Origin of the sequence: Cupriavidus sp. CuC1 (assembly GCF_044627735.1) — a bacterium.
Taxonomy (GTDB): Bacteria; Pseudomonadota; Gammaproteobacteria; order Burkholderiales; family Burkholderiaceae; genus Cupriavidus; species Cupriavidus ulmosensis.
On sequence record NZ_JBIUHC010000092.1, the window covers coordinates 21,393 to 40,034 of the forward strand.

Genomic DNA, 18,642 nt, shown 5'->3' on the forward strand with positions numbered 1-18,642 from the left:
TCGATCGACGGAATTTGTTACCCCACGAGCATGGGGTGCATCTGGCGGCGACGGGTCGGCATACTACGGCCTCGCCGCAAAATGGCCCGTGCACCGGCGGGCCATGGCACGCCTGCGCTACCCGCGACAGTGGCACTGCAACACCATCGGAACGTGATCATGTCGACCCTGCCAGGCCCGCAGTGGAGCAAACGGGAAGCCCCTGACCCGCGCCAACCCGACAAGCTCACCGTCTTCGTCCAGGGCGCCACGGATGCATTGCTGGCATCGCTTCCAGATTTTGGTGGGCGCCTGCACTGGGTATCGCGGCGGCCACGCCAGCCGGCTGATGCCCAGCTCGTCATCGTGGAGCGGCAGATCAACGCCACCACCGCCCAACGCCTGCGCTCGCTGCGCCATCCCGATCGCCTTGTGCTCACATTGCTGGTCGACGGCCTGCCACATGCCGCCACCGGCTGCGGGCCTATCGTGCCGACCACCGCCGAGGCGCTGCCGCGTACCCTGCAGCTACTGGCCTCGGTGCTGTTCGCGCCGGTGCTCGGCGACGGGCCTATGCCACTGACCTGGCGGGACGTGCAAACGGCAGTCAATCGCGACGCCATTGGCCTGGCGTTGCACCTGGACACCAGCAGCGAGGCCAGCATGTCGGATGAGCTGCTGATGCAGCTGGCGCGCTTCCATGGCCGCACGCGAATCGAGCCGGAGGCGCTGCTAGTTAGCATTTACCTGCCGCGCGGGCTGCCTTCGCTGGTTAGCTGCAGCCAGCAGTTGCGCCGGCTTGGGGCCGTTACCGGGCATCATTGCGAGACGCGCTTTGCCTTGCTGGTGCCGGAGAGCGGGCGGTTTACCCGGGTTTTGGCGTTGTTTCCGCCCTGGGGGAGCGTTACCAGAGCCTTTCGCGCCTAGAAAGTAATGTTTGACGGCGAGGCGTCTTTCGCCCCCCCTCACGCCCCCGACAACAAATTGGCAAACGTAACCGGATCCAAAGGATTGGACAGCAAATACCCCTGCGCCTCATCGCACCCCATCCCCGCCAGGATATCCAGCTGCGAATGCGACTCCACGCCCTCCGCCACCACCCGCATCTTCAGCTCGTGCGCCAGCGCCACCATCGAGCCGACAATCGCCCTGCCCTGCGCGTCGACATCCAGCCCGCCAATCAAAGTCCGATCGATCTTCAACGTCCCGACTCGCAAGCGCTTGAGATAACCGAGGCTTGAATAGCCACTGCCAAAGTCATCCAGCGCCACATGGATGCCCAGCGCCTGCAGCTCCAGCAGCGTCTCCAGCGATTGGGCGACGTCCTTCATCGCCGCGGTCTCGGTGATCTCGAGCGTGACGGCCGACGGGGGGATGTCATGCTGGTGGATCTGCTCGAGCAGGTACTGCGGGAAGTCGCGGCTGGCAAAGCGCAAGCCGGAAACGTTGATGGCCACCGGCACCACGGGGATGCCGTCGTCCTGCCACTGGCGGATCTGCCGGCAGACCGTGGCGATGACCCAGTCGTCGAGCTTGTCGATCTGGCCGGACTGCTCCGCCACCGTGATGAACTCGGCGGGATTGACCTGCCCCAGGGTGGGATGGCGCCAGCGGCATAGCGCCTCGGCGCCGATCACGGTGCGCTGGCGCACGTCGAACTTCGGTTGGTACTGCAAGGCGAGGCCATCGTCCTGGATGGCCAGCCACAGATCGCGGCGGATCACCCGCATGCGCCGCGCGCGTTCGCCGGCTGCCGAATTGAATACGCGCACCTGGTTCGAGCCGCTTTCGCGCGCCTCGCGCAGGCTCACGCGTGCCGCCTGCATCAGGGCTTCGGAGGTTTGCGCATCGCGCGGGTAGAAGGCGATGCCGATATTCACCCCGATCTGCATCTGCAGGCCGCGCGCGGCCACGAACTCCGCGAGCGAGCCCAGCAAGCGCGCGCCCAGCTCATTGGCGCGGTTCTGGTGCACCATCTCCGGCACCCCGACCGCGAATTCGTCCCGCGCCAGGCGCGCCAGGAAGTCGTGCGGCTCCAGCGCTGCCTGGGCCAGCGCCCCGGCATCCTGTGCCAGGATATCGTCGGCGCGCACCTCGAAGACCTCGTCGACCTCGCGAAAATCGGCGATATGCACTAGCAGCACGGCGCAGCCGGTTTCGGCGAGCCGCGCCTGCGCGATCGACTGGTCGAGCCAGCGGGCAAAGCCGGTGCGGTCCGGAAGGTCCGTGCTGACGCTGTACTCTCCGACCGTGCCGTGGCCGCGCGCGGTCGCGCGCACGGTCAGGCGGCCCGGGATACGGCCACGGCGCCGCGCCGGCACCGTCGGGCCGCCGCTGCTACCGGTACTGGTACTGGTACCGGGCGGATGGTCCTCGAACATCTCGTCCAGCGCATGGTTCTGCGGGCTTGCGAAGTTGCCGGTGCTGGCCAGCCGCCATCCGGGCAGGTTGGCGCGGCGCAGGACGAAGAAGCCCAGCGGCAGCAAAAGCAGCGCGCCCACCGCCACCCAGGCCGGCTGCATGAACCTGCCGGGATCCAGGCAAAGGGCGGACGGGCGCAAGGCATCGCCGCACAGGGTGCTCAGGCGCATGCCTGCAGCCACCACCACGCCGGCGCCGGCCAGCGTCATCGCCAGCGCGGCACCACGCAGCGGCACGTTGCGACGCAGCCACGGAATGGCAAGCGTGAGTGCGGCCGTCGCGACCAGCGCCGCCGCGGTCTGCGACACTTCGCGCGTGACGTGCAGGCTGCCGGAACCCAGCGCGACCCATAACGGCAGGCCCACGGAAGCAGGGGAGAGCAGCAAGACCGCCCATTGCAGCGACCGGACCGGCCCGCTAGGCTGCTCCCGGTCCGGCTTGGCTGCACGTATCCCCAACCCGACCGCGAGGCCGGATAGGGCAGCGAGCAGCAGAAGGCTAGCACTCATGTCAATAAGGAAGCTGCGCAAAAATTGGGGGCGACGGCGCGACGATCCAGGCGATGCGGGCGCAAACCCCGCATCATCGCATCACGCGCGCTTGCCCGGTGATGAAAACGGCGGCAATCGTTCAACCATGGCTCAGAACGCGCTCCAGTCGTCGCCGCCGCCAGCGTTGGCCGAAGCCATGGCCGGGACGGCCGGACGCGCAGCGCGTGCCTGGCGCTGGACCGGTGTGCGCGGGCGCGCCGGCATGGCCGGCTGGCGCCCGGGCAAGCTGCTCGCCGCGGCCTTGGCGGCCACGGGCGCGCGCGTTGCCGGCGGCTGCGCTGCCACCGCGTGGCTGCCGGACAAACGGAACACCGACACCACGCCATTGAGCTTCTGCGCCTGCTCTTCCAGGGCACCGGCAGCCGCCGCGGCTTCTTCCACCAGCGCGGCATTCTGCTGGGTGACCTGATCCATCTGTGTGACCGCCTGGTTGACCTGCTCGATGCCGCCGGTCTGCTCCTGCGTGGCCGCGCTGATCTCGTTCATGATGTCGGTGACGCGCTTGACCGCATTGACGATCTCACCCATGGTCTGGCCGGCTTCGGCGACCAGCTTGGTGCCGCTCTCCACGCGCTGGCCGGACTCGCTGATCAGCGCCTCGATCTCCTTGGCGGCGGCGGCCGAGCGCTGCGCCAGCGTGCGCACCTCGCCTGCCACCACCGCGAAGCCGCGGCCCTGCTCGCCCGCCCGGGCGGCTTCCACCGCGGCGTTCAGCGCCAGGATATTGGTCTGGAAGGCAATGCCCTCGATCACGCCGATGATCTCGACCACCTTGCGCGACGAGCCATTGATCTCGTTCATCGTATCGACCACGCGGCCCACCACGTCGCCGCCCTTGAGCGCGATCTGCGAGGCATCGCTGGCCAGTACGCCGGCCTGGCGCGCGTTGTCGGAATTCTGGCGCACGGCCGAAGTCAGCTCTTCCATGCTGGCGGCAGTCTCCTCCAGCGAGGAGGCCTGCTCTTCGGTACGCTGCGACAGGTCAAGATTGCCGGTGGCGATCTGCTGCGTGGCCGAGGCGATCGAGTCGGTGCCGCCGCGCACCTGCGAGACGATGTTCGACAGGCTTTCCTGCATGGCGACCAGTGCCTGCATCATGCGGCCCACCTCATTGCGCGACACATTGGTAATACGCGAGGTCAGGTCACCCGCGGCGATGCGCTCGAAGACCGCCAGGGCCTCCTCCACCGGCCGCACGATGGCTCGCTGCAAGGTGGTCGTGCACAGTGCGGCCACCACCAGGCCAAAGGCGATCAACAGGAAGCACAGCACGCGCGCCTGCTGGAAGCGGGCTTGCGCGGCATTGAAATTGGACTCGCCGGTACGGAACTGGAAAGCCTGCAAGGCCTCGTAGGCCGTAGCCATGCTGCGCTGCAGATCGGGCAAGTCTTTCTTGGCAACCTTGAGTGCCGCGTCCGCGTTGTTCTCCCTCAAGGCCTTTTGCAGGGGCAGGATGCCCTTGTCCATGAATTCCTGGCGCTTGCGGCTAAACTCCGTGGCGAGCGCCTTTTCCTCGGCGTCCTGCGGCAGCGCAGAGTATCGCTTCCAGGCTGCCTCGGCACCGTCGACGAATATCATCGAGCGGTCTATCACCGCCTTGCTGTCGTCCCCGTCGCCCGGCATGACGCCGCGATCGAGGGCCAGCCGCATGCGCGTGGTGCCAAGCATGGTCTCGCCTAGCGCTTGCGCCGAGACTAGCTGGTTACCATAGGTTTCCTGCAGCGCGTCGTTGCTGTGCGACATGCCATACAGGCCAACGCCGCCAACCAGCATCAGAAGAAGCGACAACATTGCCATTGCGCCGCGCAGCAGAGTTTTGATCTGGATATTGTTATGGAACGACATGAAGCACCCGATACGATAAGGAATGCGCGGGACCTCCACCGGCCCCGGCCCGGCGGATCGACACCCCAGCGACCCGCTCAGGGCAGATAACGGCGGTGTCCGGCGATTCCTTGAGCCAGGTGCCGTGCGCGCCGCGCCAGACGCACAAACGCCGTGCCCATGCCGGGCCGGCCGCGGCACGGCGCGCTCGCCACGCTCATTCGCGCGCTCCCGGCACTACCTGAAAACCCTCACCCGTGGCAAAAAAAGCGCCACCAGCCAGATAGTGTATCGAACGGCACCCGGCATCCGGAAAATGCCATCTCCCCTCTGAAAATGCGGCGGAGTCAGCCCACGCGGCCACCACTTCGGCGATGAACAGGTCGTGGCGACCGGCCACCAACGGCTCGGGAATGACGCGGCACTCCAGCCACCCGAGGCAGCCGGCCACCAACGGCGCGGCAATCTCAGCCGCCGCGAACGTGGCCAGTCCCGCAGCGGCGAACTTGTCCTGTTCGCGGCCTGAGCGCGAGCCCACTTCCAACGTGGCGTCAGCCTGGCCACGCGCGGGTATGTTCAGCGCGAACTCGCCACTGGCGTCCACCAGTTCGCGCGTGAGCGTGCTGGCGTCGATCACGACCGCGACTTTCGGCGGCTGGAAATCCAGCGGCATGGCCCACGATGCCGCCATCACGTTGCGCCGGCCACCATGGGCGCTGGTGACCAGCGTCACCGGGCCGTGATTCAGCAGGCGATAGGCTTTTTCCAGTGCCACGGAGATGCGCCGGGAGGCGGCGCTGGCGTTAATCGAGTCGTCAGGCATGTCGGATACGGATGAAGGTTCGCTCGAACCGGAATCAGGTCGGCATTGTTGCAGCAAAAGCACTTTATGACCCTCGCCATTACCAGGGGAAGGGTTATTGCGCAGCGCGAATGTAAAAAACCGGAATCGCGGCCACGCATGGATTTCCGCGCGCTGCCAAAGTGGGCAGCGCCCCGGCAAATCCGGCCTCATCGAGGACCAGCGACCTGCGGGGAAGTTCATTAATTAGAGAGAGAGGATGATTTATCAGAATTCTCTCCATTGGAGTTAAAAGCGTTTGCAGGATCGCTTGCTGCCGTTATAATTCATCCGATTCTTCATGCTCACCCAGTAAATCGAGGCTCGTAATGGCGACTTATCAGGAAATTGTTCAGAAAATCAGCGAACTTCAAAAGCAGGCCGAGGAAATCAAGGCCCGCGAGCAGGCTTCCGTCATCGCCGATATTCGCCAGAAAATCGACCAATATGGACTGACCGCCGACGACCTGGGCTTCGGCACCAAGCCTGCCGCCAGCAAGAAGGCAACCCGCAAGGTGCCGGTTCGCTATCGCGACACTGCGGGCAATACCTGGACCGGCCGCGGCAAGCGTCCGGGCTGGCTGACCCAGGCTCTGGCCGCGGGCAAGACCATCGAAGACTTCCTGATTCGCTAAAGCCGGGCGCCAGCCCTGGGCATCGCGGCCGACTCCGCCGCGAACCTGCTGCACTCCTGAAAACGGCCGGGCATCTGCCCGGCCGTTTTCATTTCTTGCTGCCTTGTGCTCGCCACGCCGGCAAAGCCGGGCACGCAGAAACGGGTACGCACCCCGCTTGCCAACGTGCCCGCGCGTGCGGCCAGGCAACTTAGCTGGCAAACCCCAGCGGGTTCATCGACTGCCAGCGCCACGAATCCTCGCACATGCGGTCGATATCGTGCTGCGCGCGCCAGCCGATCAGCTTTTGCGCCAACGCGGGATCGGCGTAGCACGAGGCAATATCGCCGGGCCGGCGATCCCCGATCACGTAGGGGACCGGGCGCCCGCTGGCGCGCTGGTAGGCCGCGACCACTTCCAGCACGCTGTAGCCTCGGCCCGTGCCGAGATTGACAGTCAGGCACTGCTGCTTGTCGCGCAGGTAGACCAGGGCCGCAAGGTGGCCGGCTGCCAGATCGCAAACATGGATGTAGTCGCGCACGCCGGTGCCATCGACAGTGGGATAGTCGCCACCGTGCACCTGCAGTTTCTCGCGGCGCCCGCCGGCGACTTGCGCCACATAAGGCATCAGGTTGTTCGGCACGCCACCCGGGTCTTCACCGATCAGCCCGCTTTCGTGCGCGCCCACCGGATTGAAATAGCGCAGGTAGGCGATTCGCCAGGCAGGGTCCGACAGTTCCAGGTCACGCAGGATCTGCTCGCTCATCAGCTTGGTCTGGCCATACGGATTGGTGGCCGACAGCGGAAAGTCCTCCAGGATCGGCACCGTATGCGGATTGCCATAAACGGTGGCGGAGGAGCTGAACACCAGTTGCTTCACGCCAGCCGCGTTCATGGCCGAGCAGAGGGTGAGCAGGCCATTGAGATTATTGTCGTAATAATCCAGCGGCTTGCTGACCGATTCCCCCACCGCCTTGAGTGCCGCGAAATGAATCGCCCCCGAGATCCGGTGTTCGGCGAACAAACGGTCCAGCAAAGCGCGGTCCCGCACATCGCCCTCGACAAAATGCGGGCTCTGGCCGGTAATCTGCGCAAGGCGCTCAACCACGACGCGATTGCTGTTGCAGAGATTATCCAGGCCGATCACGTGATAGCCGGCCTCGAGCAAGGCGACCCAGGTGTGCGAGGCGATATAACCGGTGGCTCCCGTCAGCAGCAAGGTTTCAGACATAGCGATTCATCAATAAGTTGTGAAAAGAGACGTAAGGGGGCCGGGACAGCGCGCACGGCGCAACGCGCGAAATGCATGCTTCAGGCTGCAATACCGCGGCACTGTCCTGACGGGCCGCAGCCGCGCCCTGCCAGGGTTGCCCGCATCGGATCGAAATGAGTCGAAAGGGGTGCTAAGCATAGCAGGCCACATCTGTCGCGCCTGTGTCACCGGCACCGCCGTGCGCCGGTTTCAGGCCCGCGCGTGACTGCCAGGCCTCAAAGGCTGCGCGCAAGCGCCAGCCGGACTCCAGGTCGCGCATGCCGAGACATTGCGCCACCTCGGCCGGGCCGGCTCCAGCCTCGAAGTGCAGTGCGCCGCAGGTATTGCGCAGCGTCTGCGGCGACGCGCGCTCGCTGCGCCCCGCCAGCACGCCGGCCTCGTCGAGCAGGATCTCCACGCGGCGGTAGAGCGAGGCCGCATGCAAGTGCCGTCCGCTTGGCATGGCCGGAAACACCAGGTTGCCCAGCGTGCCGGTACGGGAGCGGACTTCCAGCCAGGCCAGCAGCGCCGCCCGCGCGAAGGCAAAGACCGGCGCCTCGTAGGCGCGGCCGTTGTCGGCGCGGACCAGGCGCAGCCTTGCGGCATCCTCGGCGATGCTGTCGATGCCCAGGCCACGTGCCTGGCCCACTTTCAGGCCTGCGCCCAGCAACACGGCCACCAGTGCGGTGTCGCGGGCGCGCTTCCATTGGGTGGCCGACAACGCGGCGCCGTCCTGCCCGGCCGCCAGGGCCGCCGGCGCCAGCACGCGGGCAATCAGGGCATCGCGCTCGGCGGGCAGCAGGAAGGCGGTGGGATCGTTCTCGCCTTCGGCAAGGTGAGTGCGCACTGCCTGGCTGGCCGGGTTGTGCAAGCCGTCCTGCAATAGCGATAGATGATGGAAGACGCGCTCGATCAGCCGCGTGTAGCGGTAACGGTGGTGCTTGTGCAGATCCTGCTCATCCAGGAAGGCCCCGATCTGCTCCGCCGACCAGGACAGCGGCGCCAACCCGCGCTCGCCCGACCAGCGCAAGAGCTTGCCCCACATCGCGCGGTACACCACAGCCGTGCCATGGCGAAAGCCGTGGCTAGCCAGCCAGCCATCGAAGGCTCGCTCCGGCTGCTTCCGCCAGGCCTCCAGGTCAGCATCGAACAAGGCGGGGGATGGCCCGTTGGCGCTCATGTCAGTACTCACTCGCGCTCCTGCGTTGGTTTGCGGCAATGCCGGTATTGTAGACAAATCGCCACAAAAGACAGCGTTCGTTTGCCCCCTGCCGAAGGCGGGACTGACTCCGCCCGGCAATCAAGAATACACCTTATAGGTCACATTAAACGCCAGGCCATTGCAATTGGCGCTGTCTGCTGCTACCTTTCACACATCGCTATGCAACTGGTTGCATAGCGATGTGCAAACCGCCGCAGCCTGTGCCCCATCCCGGGCGGGCGGACCAGCGCAGCGTGCCGGAACGGGCGATTCCCGCGCCCTCGGCCCATCCCGGAGGAGACACCGTGACCCAAGCAACCCTGTCAGCCGCGGCGCAGGCCTCGCTGGCCATCTGGCACCGCATGATCGCCACCCATTCCATGGCCGACCTGGACAGCATCGTGGCGGACGAAGTGGTTTTTCACTCGCCCGTCGCCCACACGCCGTACCCGGGGCGCGTCGCCCTGCGCATGGTGCTGGAATCCGTCAACCAGGTCTTCCAGGACTTCCGCTACCACCGCACCTTTGTCAGCGACGACGGGCGCAGCGTGGTGCTGGAGTTCAGTGCGTTGGTCGATGGCAAATCCGTCAAGGCCATCGACATGATCCGTTTCAACGACGCCGGCAAGATCGACGACTTCGAGGTCATGGTCCGCCCGAAGAGCGGCCTGGACGCGCTCGCCGCCGCCATGGGTGCCCGGCTCGCCAGCCAGAAATCCGTGCTGCAGGGCGCCAGCGCCTGAGCGCGTCGCCGTATCCCCGTATCCCGTATCCCTATCCGGTCCACTGTTTTCACTCTCGCAGAAACGCCATGTCACTTCCCGCCATTCTCCAGAACCGTCTTTCGCTGCCGGTGGTTTGCTCGCCGCTGTTCATCATCTCCAACCCCGACCTGGTGATCGCCCAGTGCAAGGCCGGCGTGGTCGGCTCCTTCCCGGCGCTCAATGCGCGCCCGGGCCCGGTGCTCAATGACTGGCTGGACCGCATCACCACCGAGCTGGCCGAGCACGATGCCAAGCATCCGGACCGCCCGTCGGCGCCGTTCGCGGTCAACCAGATCGTGCACAAGTCCAATGACCGGCTCGATCACGACCTGGAACTGTGCGTGCGCTACAAGGTGCCCATCGTCATCACCTCGCTGGGCGCGCGCAAGGAAGTCAACGATGCCGTGCACTCCTATGGCGGCATCGTGCTGCACGACATCATCAACAACACCTTCGCACGCAAGGCCATCGAGAAAGGCGCCGACGGCCTGATCGCGGTCGCCTCGGGCGCGGGCGGCCATGCCGGCGTGCTGTCGCCGTTTGCGCTGCTGCATGAAATCCGGGAGTGGTTCGACGGCCCGCTGCTGCTGTCGGGCGCCATCGCCAGCGGCGATGGCATCCTCGCGGCGCTGGCCGCGGGCGCCGACCTGGCCTATGTGGGCTCGGCCTTTATCGCCACCGAAGAGGCCAACGCGCAGGCCGGCTACAAGCAGATGATCGTCGACAGCACTGCGTCGGACATCGTCTACTCGAACCTCTTTACCGGCGTGCACGGCAACTACCTGCGCCAGAGCATCGTCAATGCCGGGCTTGACCCGGAAGCGCTGCCGCAATCGGATCCATCCAAGATGAACTTCGGTTCGGGCAGCGCCAAGGCATGGAAAGACATCTGGGGCGCTGGCCAGGGCGTGGGCGCGATCAAGCGCGTGGTGCCGGCCGCTGACTTGGTGCGCCGTTTCAGCGAGGAATACGCGCTGGCGCGCCGCCGCCTCGGGCTGGCCCCGGCAGCGGCTTACGCCAACGGCGCGACGGCGGCCGACCTGGCCTGAGCCTGTTGTTGACGGTGGCCAGGCGCGCCGCTGCGCCTGGCCACCCGCCTGATCACCCTATTTGCACCCATTTCCCATCCGCCGGGCGCGAGATCGCCCGGCGCGACTTCAGGCCGGATCGTCCTGCTTGCCCAGCAGCGGCAACAATTCCTCGGCCCAGGACACCCAATCCTCTTCATACCGGATGCCCCGCTTGAGCAGGGCGTGCTGCACCTGTTGCGCGCGCGTGGGGTGCGTGGCGGAGAAATCGCGCCGCTCGATCTGGCGATAGGTCTCGAGCCGCTCCCGGTGCAGGCCGATCAGCCGTTCCATCTCCGGTCCCAGCCCGAGCGGGCCGACGACAGCATCGGCGCGCAGCTTCACCAGGATTTCATCGCGCAGGTCCAGCCCTGCGGTGGGCGCCAGCACCCATCGCGCCAGCTCGTCGCGCCCTGGCGGCAGCACGAAGTAGACCTTCTTGCGATTCCTGGCGTCGCCCTCCCCCTCATCCGCGGCAATCCAGCCGTGCTCGGCCATGCGGCCCAGCTCCCGATAGATCTGCTGGTGCGTGGCATGCCAGAAATAACCAATGGAGCGGTCGAAGCGGCGGGCCAGCTCATAGCCGGAGGACGGTTTTTCCAGAAGGGAAGTCAGGAGTGCGTGCTGAACGGACATGCGGGAAGCGTGACGTGGAGGCCGGTCGCCCGGTAGCGGCATGTTGCTGCCGCCATGGCTTTGGGTGGCGAGCGCCTATGGTAGCGCAAAGCCAGGCCCCGCCAAGGCTGCCGCCTACGGATACCGCCAATTTCCAACCGTTGGAAGCATGAAAAATGACAAGGTAACGACAACGCTGATGCAGATCTAAAAAATGCTAAATAGCATTTTTCGGCATGGTGCAATACATTTGCAGACATAGTCATCCCGCATGCCTGTTGCCGGTTCTCGGCCGCGGCACAGCCATGCCAGTCATTCATCAGGAGTGGTCCATGCCAGGACAAACAGATTTCGCCGAAGACCGGGATGTCCCGTGGGAAGCCGACGGGCCCCAAGCCGCCGGCCAGCCCGCACCGGCTACTACAATGCCGGTGTACTACCGCCTGCCCGATACGCCGGACGGGCACCATATCAAGGAGTACGCCAGCGGCTTGCGCCAGCTGGTGCGTTTTGTGGGCGTGGAAGAACAGGTTGTGAAGTACAACCTGGCCTGACGGCTGCGGCGCCCGCCGTGCACCGTCTCTTAGTATCTAGTATTGCTTTCCTCCCCTGTCTCCTCCTGCCCTGTGTGTGGGCCAGGATTGGGCCCGCAAGCGAATCGCGGGCTTTTTTCTGTCCTGAGCGCGGCCACACGTCAAGCACAAGCAAAAAAGCCGGCCCAGAAGGGCCGGCCATTTTACTGTCATCGGCCCGGGCAAGAAGTCCGGGCCGGGGCAGCCATGCAGGAACCGATCAGTCCACCGTGGCGCCCGAAGCCTTCACCACCTTGGCCCACTTGGCCGCTTCGGTCTTCATGAATGCGGCCAGTTCAGCCGGCTTCTCGGGATGCGGCTCCGCGCCCTGGTCGGCCATCTGCTTCTTCACTTCCGGCATGGCCAGGATCTTCACCACTTCCGCATTCAGGCGATCGACGATCGGCTGCGGCGTGCCGCCGGTGGCGTACAGCGCGAACCAGGACGTCGCTTCATAGCCCGGCACGCCGGATTCGGCCACGGTCGGCACGTTCGGCAGCGCCGGCGAGCGCTTGGCCGAGGTCACGGCGATGGCGCGCAGCTTGCCGGCCTTCACGTGCGGGTACGACGACGGCATGTTGTCGAACATCAGGCCGATCTGGTTGCCCAGCAGGTCGTTGACCGCCGGGGCGCTGCCCTTGTACGGAATATGCTGGATGTGCAGGTTGGTCATCGAGTTGAACAACTCGCCCGACAGGTGCATCGACGAACCGCTGCCCGACGAACCGTACGACAGCTTGTCCGGGTTGGCCTTGACGTAGGCGATCAGTTCCTTGATGTTGTTGACCGGCACCTTGGGGTTCACCACCACGATGTTCGGCACCATCGCCACGCGCGAGATCGGCGCGAAATCCTTGACCGGGTCGAACGGCAGCTTGGAGTACAGCGACTGGTTGATGGCGTGGGTTCCGATGGTGCCCATGAACAGGGTGTAGCCATCGCCCGGGGCCTTGGCCGCGATCGATGCGCCGATATTGCCGCCCGCGCCCGGACGGTTGTCGATCACCACCGGCTGGCCAAGCGCCTTGCCCAGTTGCAGGCCGACGATGCGTGCCAGGATATCGGTGGTGCCGCCGGCCGAGAATGGCACGATCATGGTGATCGGCTTGGTCGGGTAGTTGCCTTGCGCGTAGGCCGCGCTGGTCATGCCACCGAAGGTGGCAGCCAATGCCACGCCGGCAGCCAGCAGGCGACGGCGCGCGCTGTTGTGCGGGGTGCGAGCTTGGGAATGGGATTTCATGTTTGCTCCAGGATAAATCGCTGTAAGCCCGCGCCTGTGGCGCGGGTCATCTTTTTTAGTTTTCTACGGACTAAATGCTGCGGCGTGATGACGGATGCGCGTTTGGCACCGGTCACGCCGCGGGACTACACGGGTGCGACGCCGAGGGTGGTGCCGCCGCACACATATAGCACCTGGCCGGTCACGAATCCGTTCTCCGGCGACAGGAAGAACATCGAGGCGCGAGCCACGTCTTCCGGGGTGCCCATGCGCTTGACCGCGATGCTGGCGAGGATCCGCTTGGTCTGCTCGCTGCCTTCGGGGTTGCTCTTGCGGAACAGGTCGGTAGCAATCGGGCCGGGCGCCACGGCATTGACCGTGATGCCGTCGCCGCCGAGCTCCATCGCGAGCGTGCGGGTCATGCCGATCAGGCCGGCCTTGGTGGCGGAATACACCACGCGTTCCGGCTTGCCCAGCGCCGCGCGCGAAGCCATGTTCACGATGCGGCCAAAGCGTGCCGCGCGCATCGCCGGCAAGCAGGCCTGGGTCAGCAGCAGGGTCGCTTGCAGGTGCAGGCCAACCACGTAGTCCAGGTCTTCGACGCGCGCCGTGTCGACCGTGCCGGGGCGGGTGGCGCCGGCATTGTTGACCAGCCGGGTCACGGCAAAGCGCGAGGTCACCTGCTCGGCGGCGGCGCGGGTCGCGTCGGCATTGGTCAGGTCGGCCTGGACAAACGTCATATTGGGATGGGACCAGGTGGGGGCGACATAGTCGACATTGACCACCTGGGTCACGCCATCGGCCAGCAGCATTTCGCTGATGGCGCGGCCGATACCGGAACTGGCGCCGGTAACGAGCGTGGCAACGGGAAGGGACATCGCTTACTCCGACCGGCGAGGGGCACCGGGTCATGCTGAAGAGGATGCGACGAGAGCCGGCGAGCCAGTCGGCCCTGTCGCGCTGCTTCTGTGCGTTGGGAAACTTCATCAGCCTGCACTTCCACCGGGTACTAACGGCGGCCGCGCGGCATTCTTTAGCGGACGACGCCCACGAGCCGAAACCCGCGGGCGCCGAGGCCTCAAACGATCAGGCGGCTACGATCAGACGCGCTCGATCACCATGGCGATGCCCTGGCCCACGCCGATGCACATCGTGCACAACGCGTAGCGGCCGCCGGTGCGGTGCAGCTGGTACATGGCGGTGGTGACCAGGCGGGCGCCGCTCATGCCAAGCGGGTGGCCCAGCGCGATCGCACCGCCGTTGGGGTTGACGCGTGCATCGTCGTCGGCCACGCCGAGTTCGCGCAGCACGGCCAGGCCTTGCGCGGCAAAAGCCTCGTTCAGCTCGATCACGTCCATCTGGTCGATGGTCATGCCGAGTTGCTTGAGCAGCTTCTGCGATGCCGGTGCCGGGCCGATGCCCATCACGCGCGGCGCCACGCCGGCGGTAGCCATGCCGACGATGCGAGCCTTGGGCGTCAGGCCGTGCTGGCGGGCCGCGGCTTCGCTGGCGAGCAGGATGGCGCAGGCGCCATCATTCACGCCCGAGGCATTGCCCGCGGTCACGGTGCCGTCGGCGCGAACCACGCCGCGCAGCTTGCCCAGTGCTTCCATGCTGGTGGCACGCGGGTGTTCGTCGCGCTCGACGATCAGCGGGTCGCCCTTCTTCTGGGCGATTGTCACAGCGGTGATTTCCTGTGCCAGCGTGCCGTCGGCTTGCGCGCGCGATGCCTTTTCCTGGCTGCGCAGCGCCATCAGGTCCTGGTCTTCGCGGCTGATCTTGTAGTCGGTAGCAACGTTCTCGGCGGTCTCGGGCATCGAATCCACGCCGTAAGCCGCACGCATCGCCGGGTTGATGAAGCGCCAGCCGATAGTGGTGTCGAAGATCTGCGCATCGCGCGAGAAGGCGCTGGTGGCCTTGCCCATCACGAACGGGGCGCGGCTCATGCTTTCCACGCCGCCGGCAAGCATCAGGCCGGCTTCGCCGGACTTGATCGCGCGCGCCGCGGTGCCGGTGGCGTCCATGCCCGAGCCGCACAGGCGGTTGATGGTGGCGCCCGGCACGCTTTGCGGCAGGCCGGCCAGCAGCAGCGACATGCGCGCCACGTTGCGGTTGTCTTCGCCGGCCTGGTTGGCATTGCCGTAGATCACGTCGTCAATGGCGGACCAGTCCAGGTTCGGGTTGCGTGCCATCAGGGCCTTGAGCGGCACCGCGCCCAGATCGTCCGGGCGAACGCCGGACAGGCTGCCGGCGTAGCGGCCGATGGGGGTACGGATGGCGTCGCAGATGAAGGCTTCGGTCATGGTTGTCTCTCTCTTGCTTGTTCGTGAAAGCGTGAAGCTTGGAAGCGTGCTCGTCGGGGCCCCTTCGATCAGGCCATCGGTCAGGCCATCGATCAGGCCGAAACACCCTGCTTGAGCGGCACGCCGGTCAGGCGTTGCAGCTCGTCGAAGGACAGGCCTTCGACCAGGTCGCGTGCCACCAGGCCGTCGGGCGTGACGTCGATAGTGGCCAGATCGGTATAGATGCGCGTGACGCAGGTCATGCCGGTCAGCGGATACGTGCACTCCGCCACGATCTTGCTCTCGCCCTGCTTGGTCTGGTGTTCCATCATCACGAACACTTCCTTGGCGCCGATCGCCAGGTCCATGGCACCGCCCACAGCGGGAATCGCACCCGGCGCGCCGGTATGCCAGTTGGCCAGGTCGCCCTTCACCGATACCTGGAAAGCACCCAGCACGCAGAAGTCGAGGTGGCCGCCACGCATCATGGCAAAGGAATCGGCATGGTGGAAATACGAGCCGCCCGGCTTGATCGTGACCGGCTGCTTGCCGGCGTTGATCAGGTCGCCGTCTTCCTCGCCGGCGGGCGGTGCCTTGCCCATGCCGAGCAGGCCGTTTTCGCTGTGCAGCAGGATTTCACGGTCGGCCGGCAGGTGATTGCCGACCAGGGTGGGCAGGCCGATGCCGAGATTGACCACGGCACCGTCGGGAATGTCTTTGGCCACGCGGGCGGCCATCTGATCGCGGGTCAGGCGTTGCATATTCTGGATCTCCTTGGCGCTCAGGCAGCAGCTTGGCTGGCGCCGTCGACCTTGACGACGCGCTTGACGAACAACCCCGGGGTCACGATGTGTTCCGGGTCCAGCTCGCCGAGTTCGACGATCTCGCTGACCTGCACGATGGGGCACTTGGCCGCCATCGCCATGATCGGGCCGAAGTTACGCGCGGTCTTGCGATAGGTCAGGTTGCCCCAGCGGTCGGCGCGCAGCGCCTTGATCAGGGCAAAGTCGGCATGGATCGGCGTCTCGTAGACGTAGCCCTGGCCGTTGATGATGCGGGTTTCCTTGCCTTCGGCCAGCGGCGTGCCATACGCGGTGCGGGTGAAGAAGCCGCCGATGCCAGCGCCGGCGGCGCGGATGCGCTCGGCCAGGTTGCCCTGCGGCACCAGTTCCAGCTCGATCTTGCCAGCGTGGTAGAGCGAATCGAAGACGTAGGAATCGGCCTGGCGCGGGAAGGAGCAAATGATCTTGCGCACGCGCTCGGTCTTGAGCAGCGCGGCCAGGCCAGTGTCGCCATTGCCGGCGTTGTTGTTGACGATGGTGAGGTCGCGGGCGCCCTGGGCGATGAGGGCATCGATGAGCTCCGCCGGCATGCCTGCCATGCCGAAGCCGCCGATCAGGATGGTGGCGCCGTCCTGGATGTCGGCCATGGCCGATTCCACCGAGTCGAATAGCTTGTTGATCACTTGCGTTCCAGTTCCGAGAGTCCGGACGAACTATCCGGAACCGGCCGCCAAGGAGGGGAATCAGGCGGCGCGCAAACGCTGTCTCCGGACAGTCCTGCCGGAAGAGCCATCCGGCTTGGGCGCCCTCCGCTTGCAAAAGGCGCGCCGCCGGAAACGAATCCAACAGACTTTGGTTTTTCTTATTATCGTGGTTTGTTCTAATTGCGAACTTCAATTCGCAGAATGAACAGGTTACACCCCCTGTCCGTGGGTGGTCAAGGCGCCGAGAAATCGCTTGTGCGTTAGCCGGCCACGACTGTAGGGCAGTTGTAAGGTCCCTTGCGCGCCTGCCCGCGGATGCTTGAAAAATGACTGCTGACAAATATGATGCACTAGCCGAATCCACCGAACGGGCCAAAGCCGCGCGCCATGACGACGGCTGTCGCTCCCTCTCCCACAAGTGGGGGGCACGACAACGCAGATCCGGCCTCGTCAGCTGGCTAAGCTTACGCCCATCGAGCCTTGCTGAGGGAGTCCCAGCCCGCTAAGGCAATTGCAGCTCTGCCCGGCTGCCGCCCGCCCCGGCCCGGATCTCCAGCCGCACATCGATGCGCTCGCGCAGCTCCGCCACGTGGGAAATGATGCCCACCAGCCGCCCGGCCTGCTGCAGGTCGATCAGGGTACGGATGGCGAAATCCAGGCTTTCGGGATCGAGCGTGCCGAAGCCTTCGTCGACAAACAGGGTATCGAGCTGGATCCCGCCCGCGCGCGACTGCACCACGTCGGCCAGGCCCAGCGCGAGCGACAGCGACGCCAGGAAGCCCTCGCCGCCGGACAGGGTATTGGCCGGGCGCGCCATGCCGGTGTCGTGGTCGAGCACCTCCAGGTCGAGCCCGCCGGCGGTACGCTGGTCGCCCTGCTGGCGCACGCGCTGCAGTTCATACCGGTTGCGGCTCATGCGCATCAGCCGCAGCGAGGCCGCTTCCAGCACCTCGTCGAGCAAGGTAGCCAGCACGAAACGCTGGAATGTCATGCGGCGCGGATTGTTGCCGTTGGCCACCTCGGCCAGCCGCCCGAGCACGGCGTAGCTGCGCTCGATGTCCGCACCCTGGCTGGCCAGCGCATCCAGCCGCTGCTGGCATTGCAGCAGGTTCTCGCGGCTGCGGTGCAGGTCGGCCTGCTGCCGGACCAGCGCCTCGAGCGCGCCGGCGGCGTCCGCCTGGGCCTGGCGCAGGGCCGGCAAATCCGGGGGCGCAAGGTCGCGTGCGGCGATGGCGGCCCGCTCGCGGCGATCGCCGGCGGCGGCCAGATCGAGGTCGAAGCGATTGACCACGGCCTCGGCCTGCTCCATCTGCGCTCCCGGCATCCGCGCCTCGGCATAAGCCTGGCGGGTGACAAAGCCGGCTTGTTCCAGCGCGCTCGTGAATGCGGCGCCCGCCTGCGTCTCCCGCTGTGCATGACTGGCAAGGCTCGCTTGCGCGGCGGCTTGCGCGGCCAAAGCTGCCGCCAGCCCCGCGCCAGCCTGCTTGTCAGCAGCCTGCGCAGCGGCCAGCGCGGCTTCGCGCGCGGCAAGGTCCCGGCGTGCCTGTGCCAGCGCGCCGTTCAACCGCTCTGGCTCGCGCCAGTCCGGCGGCACCTGCGTGCTGGCTGCCTGCCATTCGCCCTGGAGCTTGGCGTGACGCTGGCCTGCATCCTGCGCGGCGGCATCGGCGGCGCGAATGGCCGCCTCGGCTGCCTTGAGGGCGGCTTGTTGCCGCTCAACTTCCGCGGCCAGCGGTTGGCAGCGGCCGGCGGCCGCCTCTGCCGCCTGTTGCAGCTGGCGCAGCGCCTGGATGGCGCCGGCCAGCTGCAGCTTGGCCGCCGCCGGGTCCTGCGCGGCGCCGGCCGGCATGCCCGCTGCCCCGACCGCTTCGCGCAGTTCATCCAGTTGCTCCTGCCGGTGCGCTGCCGCCAGCAGCGCGGCCTGCGCGCGGCTGGCCGCGCCCTGCGCCGCCTG

At 66.2% G+C, this 18,642-nt stretch carries 17 protein-coding genes; 5 read left to right on the forward strand and 12 right to left on the reverse strand.

The window, feature by feature from the left end; translation table 11 throughout:
- Positions 1–159: 159 nt before the first annotated feature.
- The gene (locus ACGLHR_RS32100) at positions 160–906 is read left to right on the forward strand and encodes a hypothetical protein (RefSeq protein WP_400098793.1); all 747 of its coding nucleotides are present in this window, start codon (positions 160–162) and stop codon (positions 904–906) included.
- A 38-nt stretch (positions 907–944) separates the two neighbouring features.
- On the opposite strand, the gene ACGLHR_RS32105 is transcribed toward ACGLHR_RS32100, so the two are convergent.
- The 3 genes from ACGLHR_RS32105 to ACGLHR_RS32115 all read right to left on the reverse strand — a co-directional run bounded on the left by ACGLHR_RS32105 (position 945) and on the right by ACGLHR_RS32115 (position 5,598).
- Entirely contained in the window at positions 945–2,909 is a 1,965-nt protein-coding gene (locus ACGLHR_RS32105; RefSeq protein ID WP_400098794.1) for a putative bifunctional diguanylate cyclase/phosphodiesterase, read from the reverse strand.
- Between the two features lie 132 nt (positions 2,910–3,041).
- Positions 3,042–4,796 (reverse strand): methyl-accepting chemotaxis protein, encoded by a 1,755-nt coding sequence (locus ACGLHR_RS32110; protein ID WP_400098796.1) that lies wholly within the window; start codon positions 4,794–4,796, stop codon positions 3,042–3,044.
- 196 nt (positions 4,797–4,992) lie between these two features.
- Positions 4,993–5,598, reverse strand: coding sequence for a flavin reductase family protein (locus ACGLHR_RS32115; protein ID WP_400098815.1), 606 nt, complete (start codon positions 5,596–5,598; stop codon positions 4,993–4,995).
- 347 nt (positions 5,599–5,945) lie between these two features.
- On the opposite strand from ACGLHR_RS32115, the gene ACGLHR_RS32120 reads away from it, so the two are divergent.
- Complete coding sequence (locus ACGLHR_RS32120) at positions 5,946–6,251, forward strand: H-NS histone family protein (RefSeq protein WP_318238434.1); 306 nt, start codon at positions 5,946–5,948, stop codon at positions 6,249–6,251.
- Between the two features lie 190 nt (positions 6,252–6,441).
- On the opposite strand, the gene galE is transcribed toward ACGLHR_RS32120, so the two are convergent.
- Together galE and ACGLHR_RS32130 are read right to left on the reverse strand one after the other, a co-directional pair.
- A complete protein-coding gene (gene galE, locus ACGLHR_RS32125; protein ID WP_400098798.1) occupies positions 6,442–7,461 on the reverse strand; it encodes a UDP-glucose 4-epimerase GalE in 1,020 nt (339 codons plus the stop codon).
- Positions 7,462–7,633: 172 nt separating this feature from the next.
- On the reverse strand, positions 7,634–8,662 hold the full coding sequence (locus ACGLHR_RS32130; RefSeq protein WP_400098816.1) for a tyrosine-type recombinase/integrase: 1,029 nt from the start codon (positions 8,660–8,662) through the stop codon (positions 7,634–7,636).
- A 383-nt stretch (positions 8,663–9,045) separates the two neighbouring features.
- Between ACGLHR_RS32130 and ACGLHR_RS32135 the strand changes: the two genes are divergently transcribed.
- Together ACGLHR_RS32135 and ACGLHR_RS32140 are read left to right on the forward strand one after the other, a co-directional pair.
- Positions 9,046–9,426 carry a nuclear transport factor 2 family protein gene (locus tag ACGLHR_RS32135; RefSeq protein ID WP_400098818.1) on the forward strand — a complete coding sequence of 127 codons (381 nt, stop codon included), beginning with the start codon at positions 9,046–9,048 and terminating at the stop codon, positions 9,424–9,426.
- A gap of 68 nt (positions 9,427–9,494) precedes the next feature.
- Positions 9,495–10,496, forward strand: a complete 1,002-nt coding sequence (locus ACGLHR_RS32140; protein ID WP_400098800.1) for an NAD(P)H-dependent flavin oxidoreductase — start codon at positions 9,495–9,497, stop codon at positions 10,494–10,496.
- A 108-nt stretch (positions 10,497–10,604) separates the two neighbouring features.
- Here ACGLHR_RS32140 and ACGLHR_RS32145 read toward each other — a convergent pair whose 3' ends face one another.
- Positions 10,605–11,150, reverse strand: coding sequence for a PadR family transcriptional regulator (locus ACGLHR_RS32145; protein WP_400098802.1), 546 nt, complete (start codon positions 11,148–11,150; stop codon positions 10,605–10,607).
- A gap of 311 nt (positions 11,151–11,461) precedes the next feature.
- Between ACGLHR_RS32145 and ACGLHR_RS32150 the strand changes: the two genes are divergently transcribed.
- Positions 11,462–11,683, forward strand: coding sequence for a hypothetical protein (locus ACGLHR_RS32150; protein WP_400098804.1), 222 nt, complete (start codon positions 11,462–11,464; stop codon positions 11,681–11,683).
- A 238-nt stretch (positions 11,684–11,921) separates the two neighbouring features.
- Here ACGLHR_RS32150 and ACGLHR_RS32155 read toward each other — a convergent pair whose 3' ends face one another.
- The 6 genes from ACGLHR_RS32155 to ACGLHR_RS32180 form a co-directional block, all read right to left on the reverse strand.
- Positions 11,922–12,941, reverse strand: coding sequence for a tripartite tricarboxylate transporter substrate binding protein (locus tag ACGLHR_RS32155; RefSeq protein ID WP_318234015.1), 1,020 nt, complete (start codon positions 12,939–12,941; stop codon positions 11,922–11,924).
- A gap of 125 nt (positions 12,942–13,066) precedes the next feature.
- The gene (locus tag ACGLHR_RS32160; protein WP_400098807.1) at positions 13,067–13,798 is read right to left on the reverse strand and encodes an SDR family NAD(P)-dependent oxidoreductase; all 732 of its coding nucleotides are present in this window, start codon (positions 13,796–13,798) and stop codon (positions 13,067–13,069) included.
- A gap of 222 nt (positions 13,799–14,020) precedes the next feature.
- Positions 14,021–15,223 (reverse strand): 3-oxoadipyl-CoA thiolase, encoded by a 1,203-nt coding sequence (gene pcaF, locus ACGLHR_RS32165; protein WP_318234013.1) that lies wholly within the window; start codon positions 15,221–15,223, stop codon positions 14,021–14,023.
- 92 nt (positions 15,224–15,315) lie between these two features.
- Positions 15,316–15,963 (reverse strand): 3-oxoacid CoA-transferase subunit B, encoded by a 648-nt coding sequence (locus ACGLHR_RS32170; protein ID WP_400098809.1) that lies wholly within the window; start codon positions 15,961–15,963, stop codon positions 15,316–15,318.
- A 20-nt stretch (positions 15,964–15,983) separates the two neighbouring features.
- The gene (locus ACGLHR_RS32175; protein WP_400098811.1) at positions 15,984–16,667 is read right to left on the reverse strand and encodes a 3-oxoacid CoA-transferase subunit A; all 684 of its coding nucleotides are present in this window, start codon (positions 16,665–16,667) and stop codon (positions 15,984–15,986) included.
- 523 nt (positions 16,668–17,190) lie between these two features.
- Positions 17,191–18,642, reverse strand: a 1,452-nt coding sequence (locus ACGLHR_RS32180) for an SbcC/MukB-like Walker B domain-containing protein (protein ID WP_400098813.1), incomplete at its 5' end; no start/stop codon positions are given.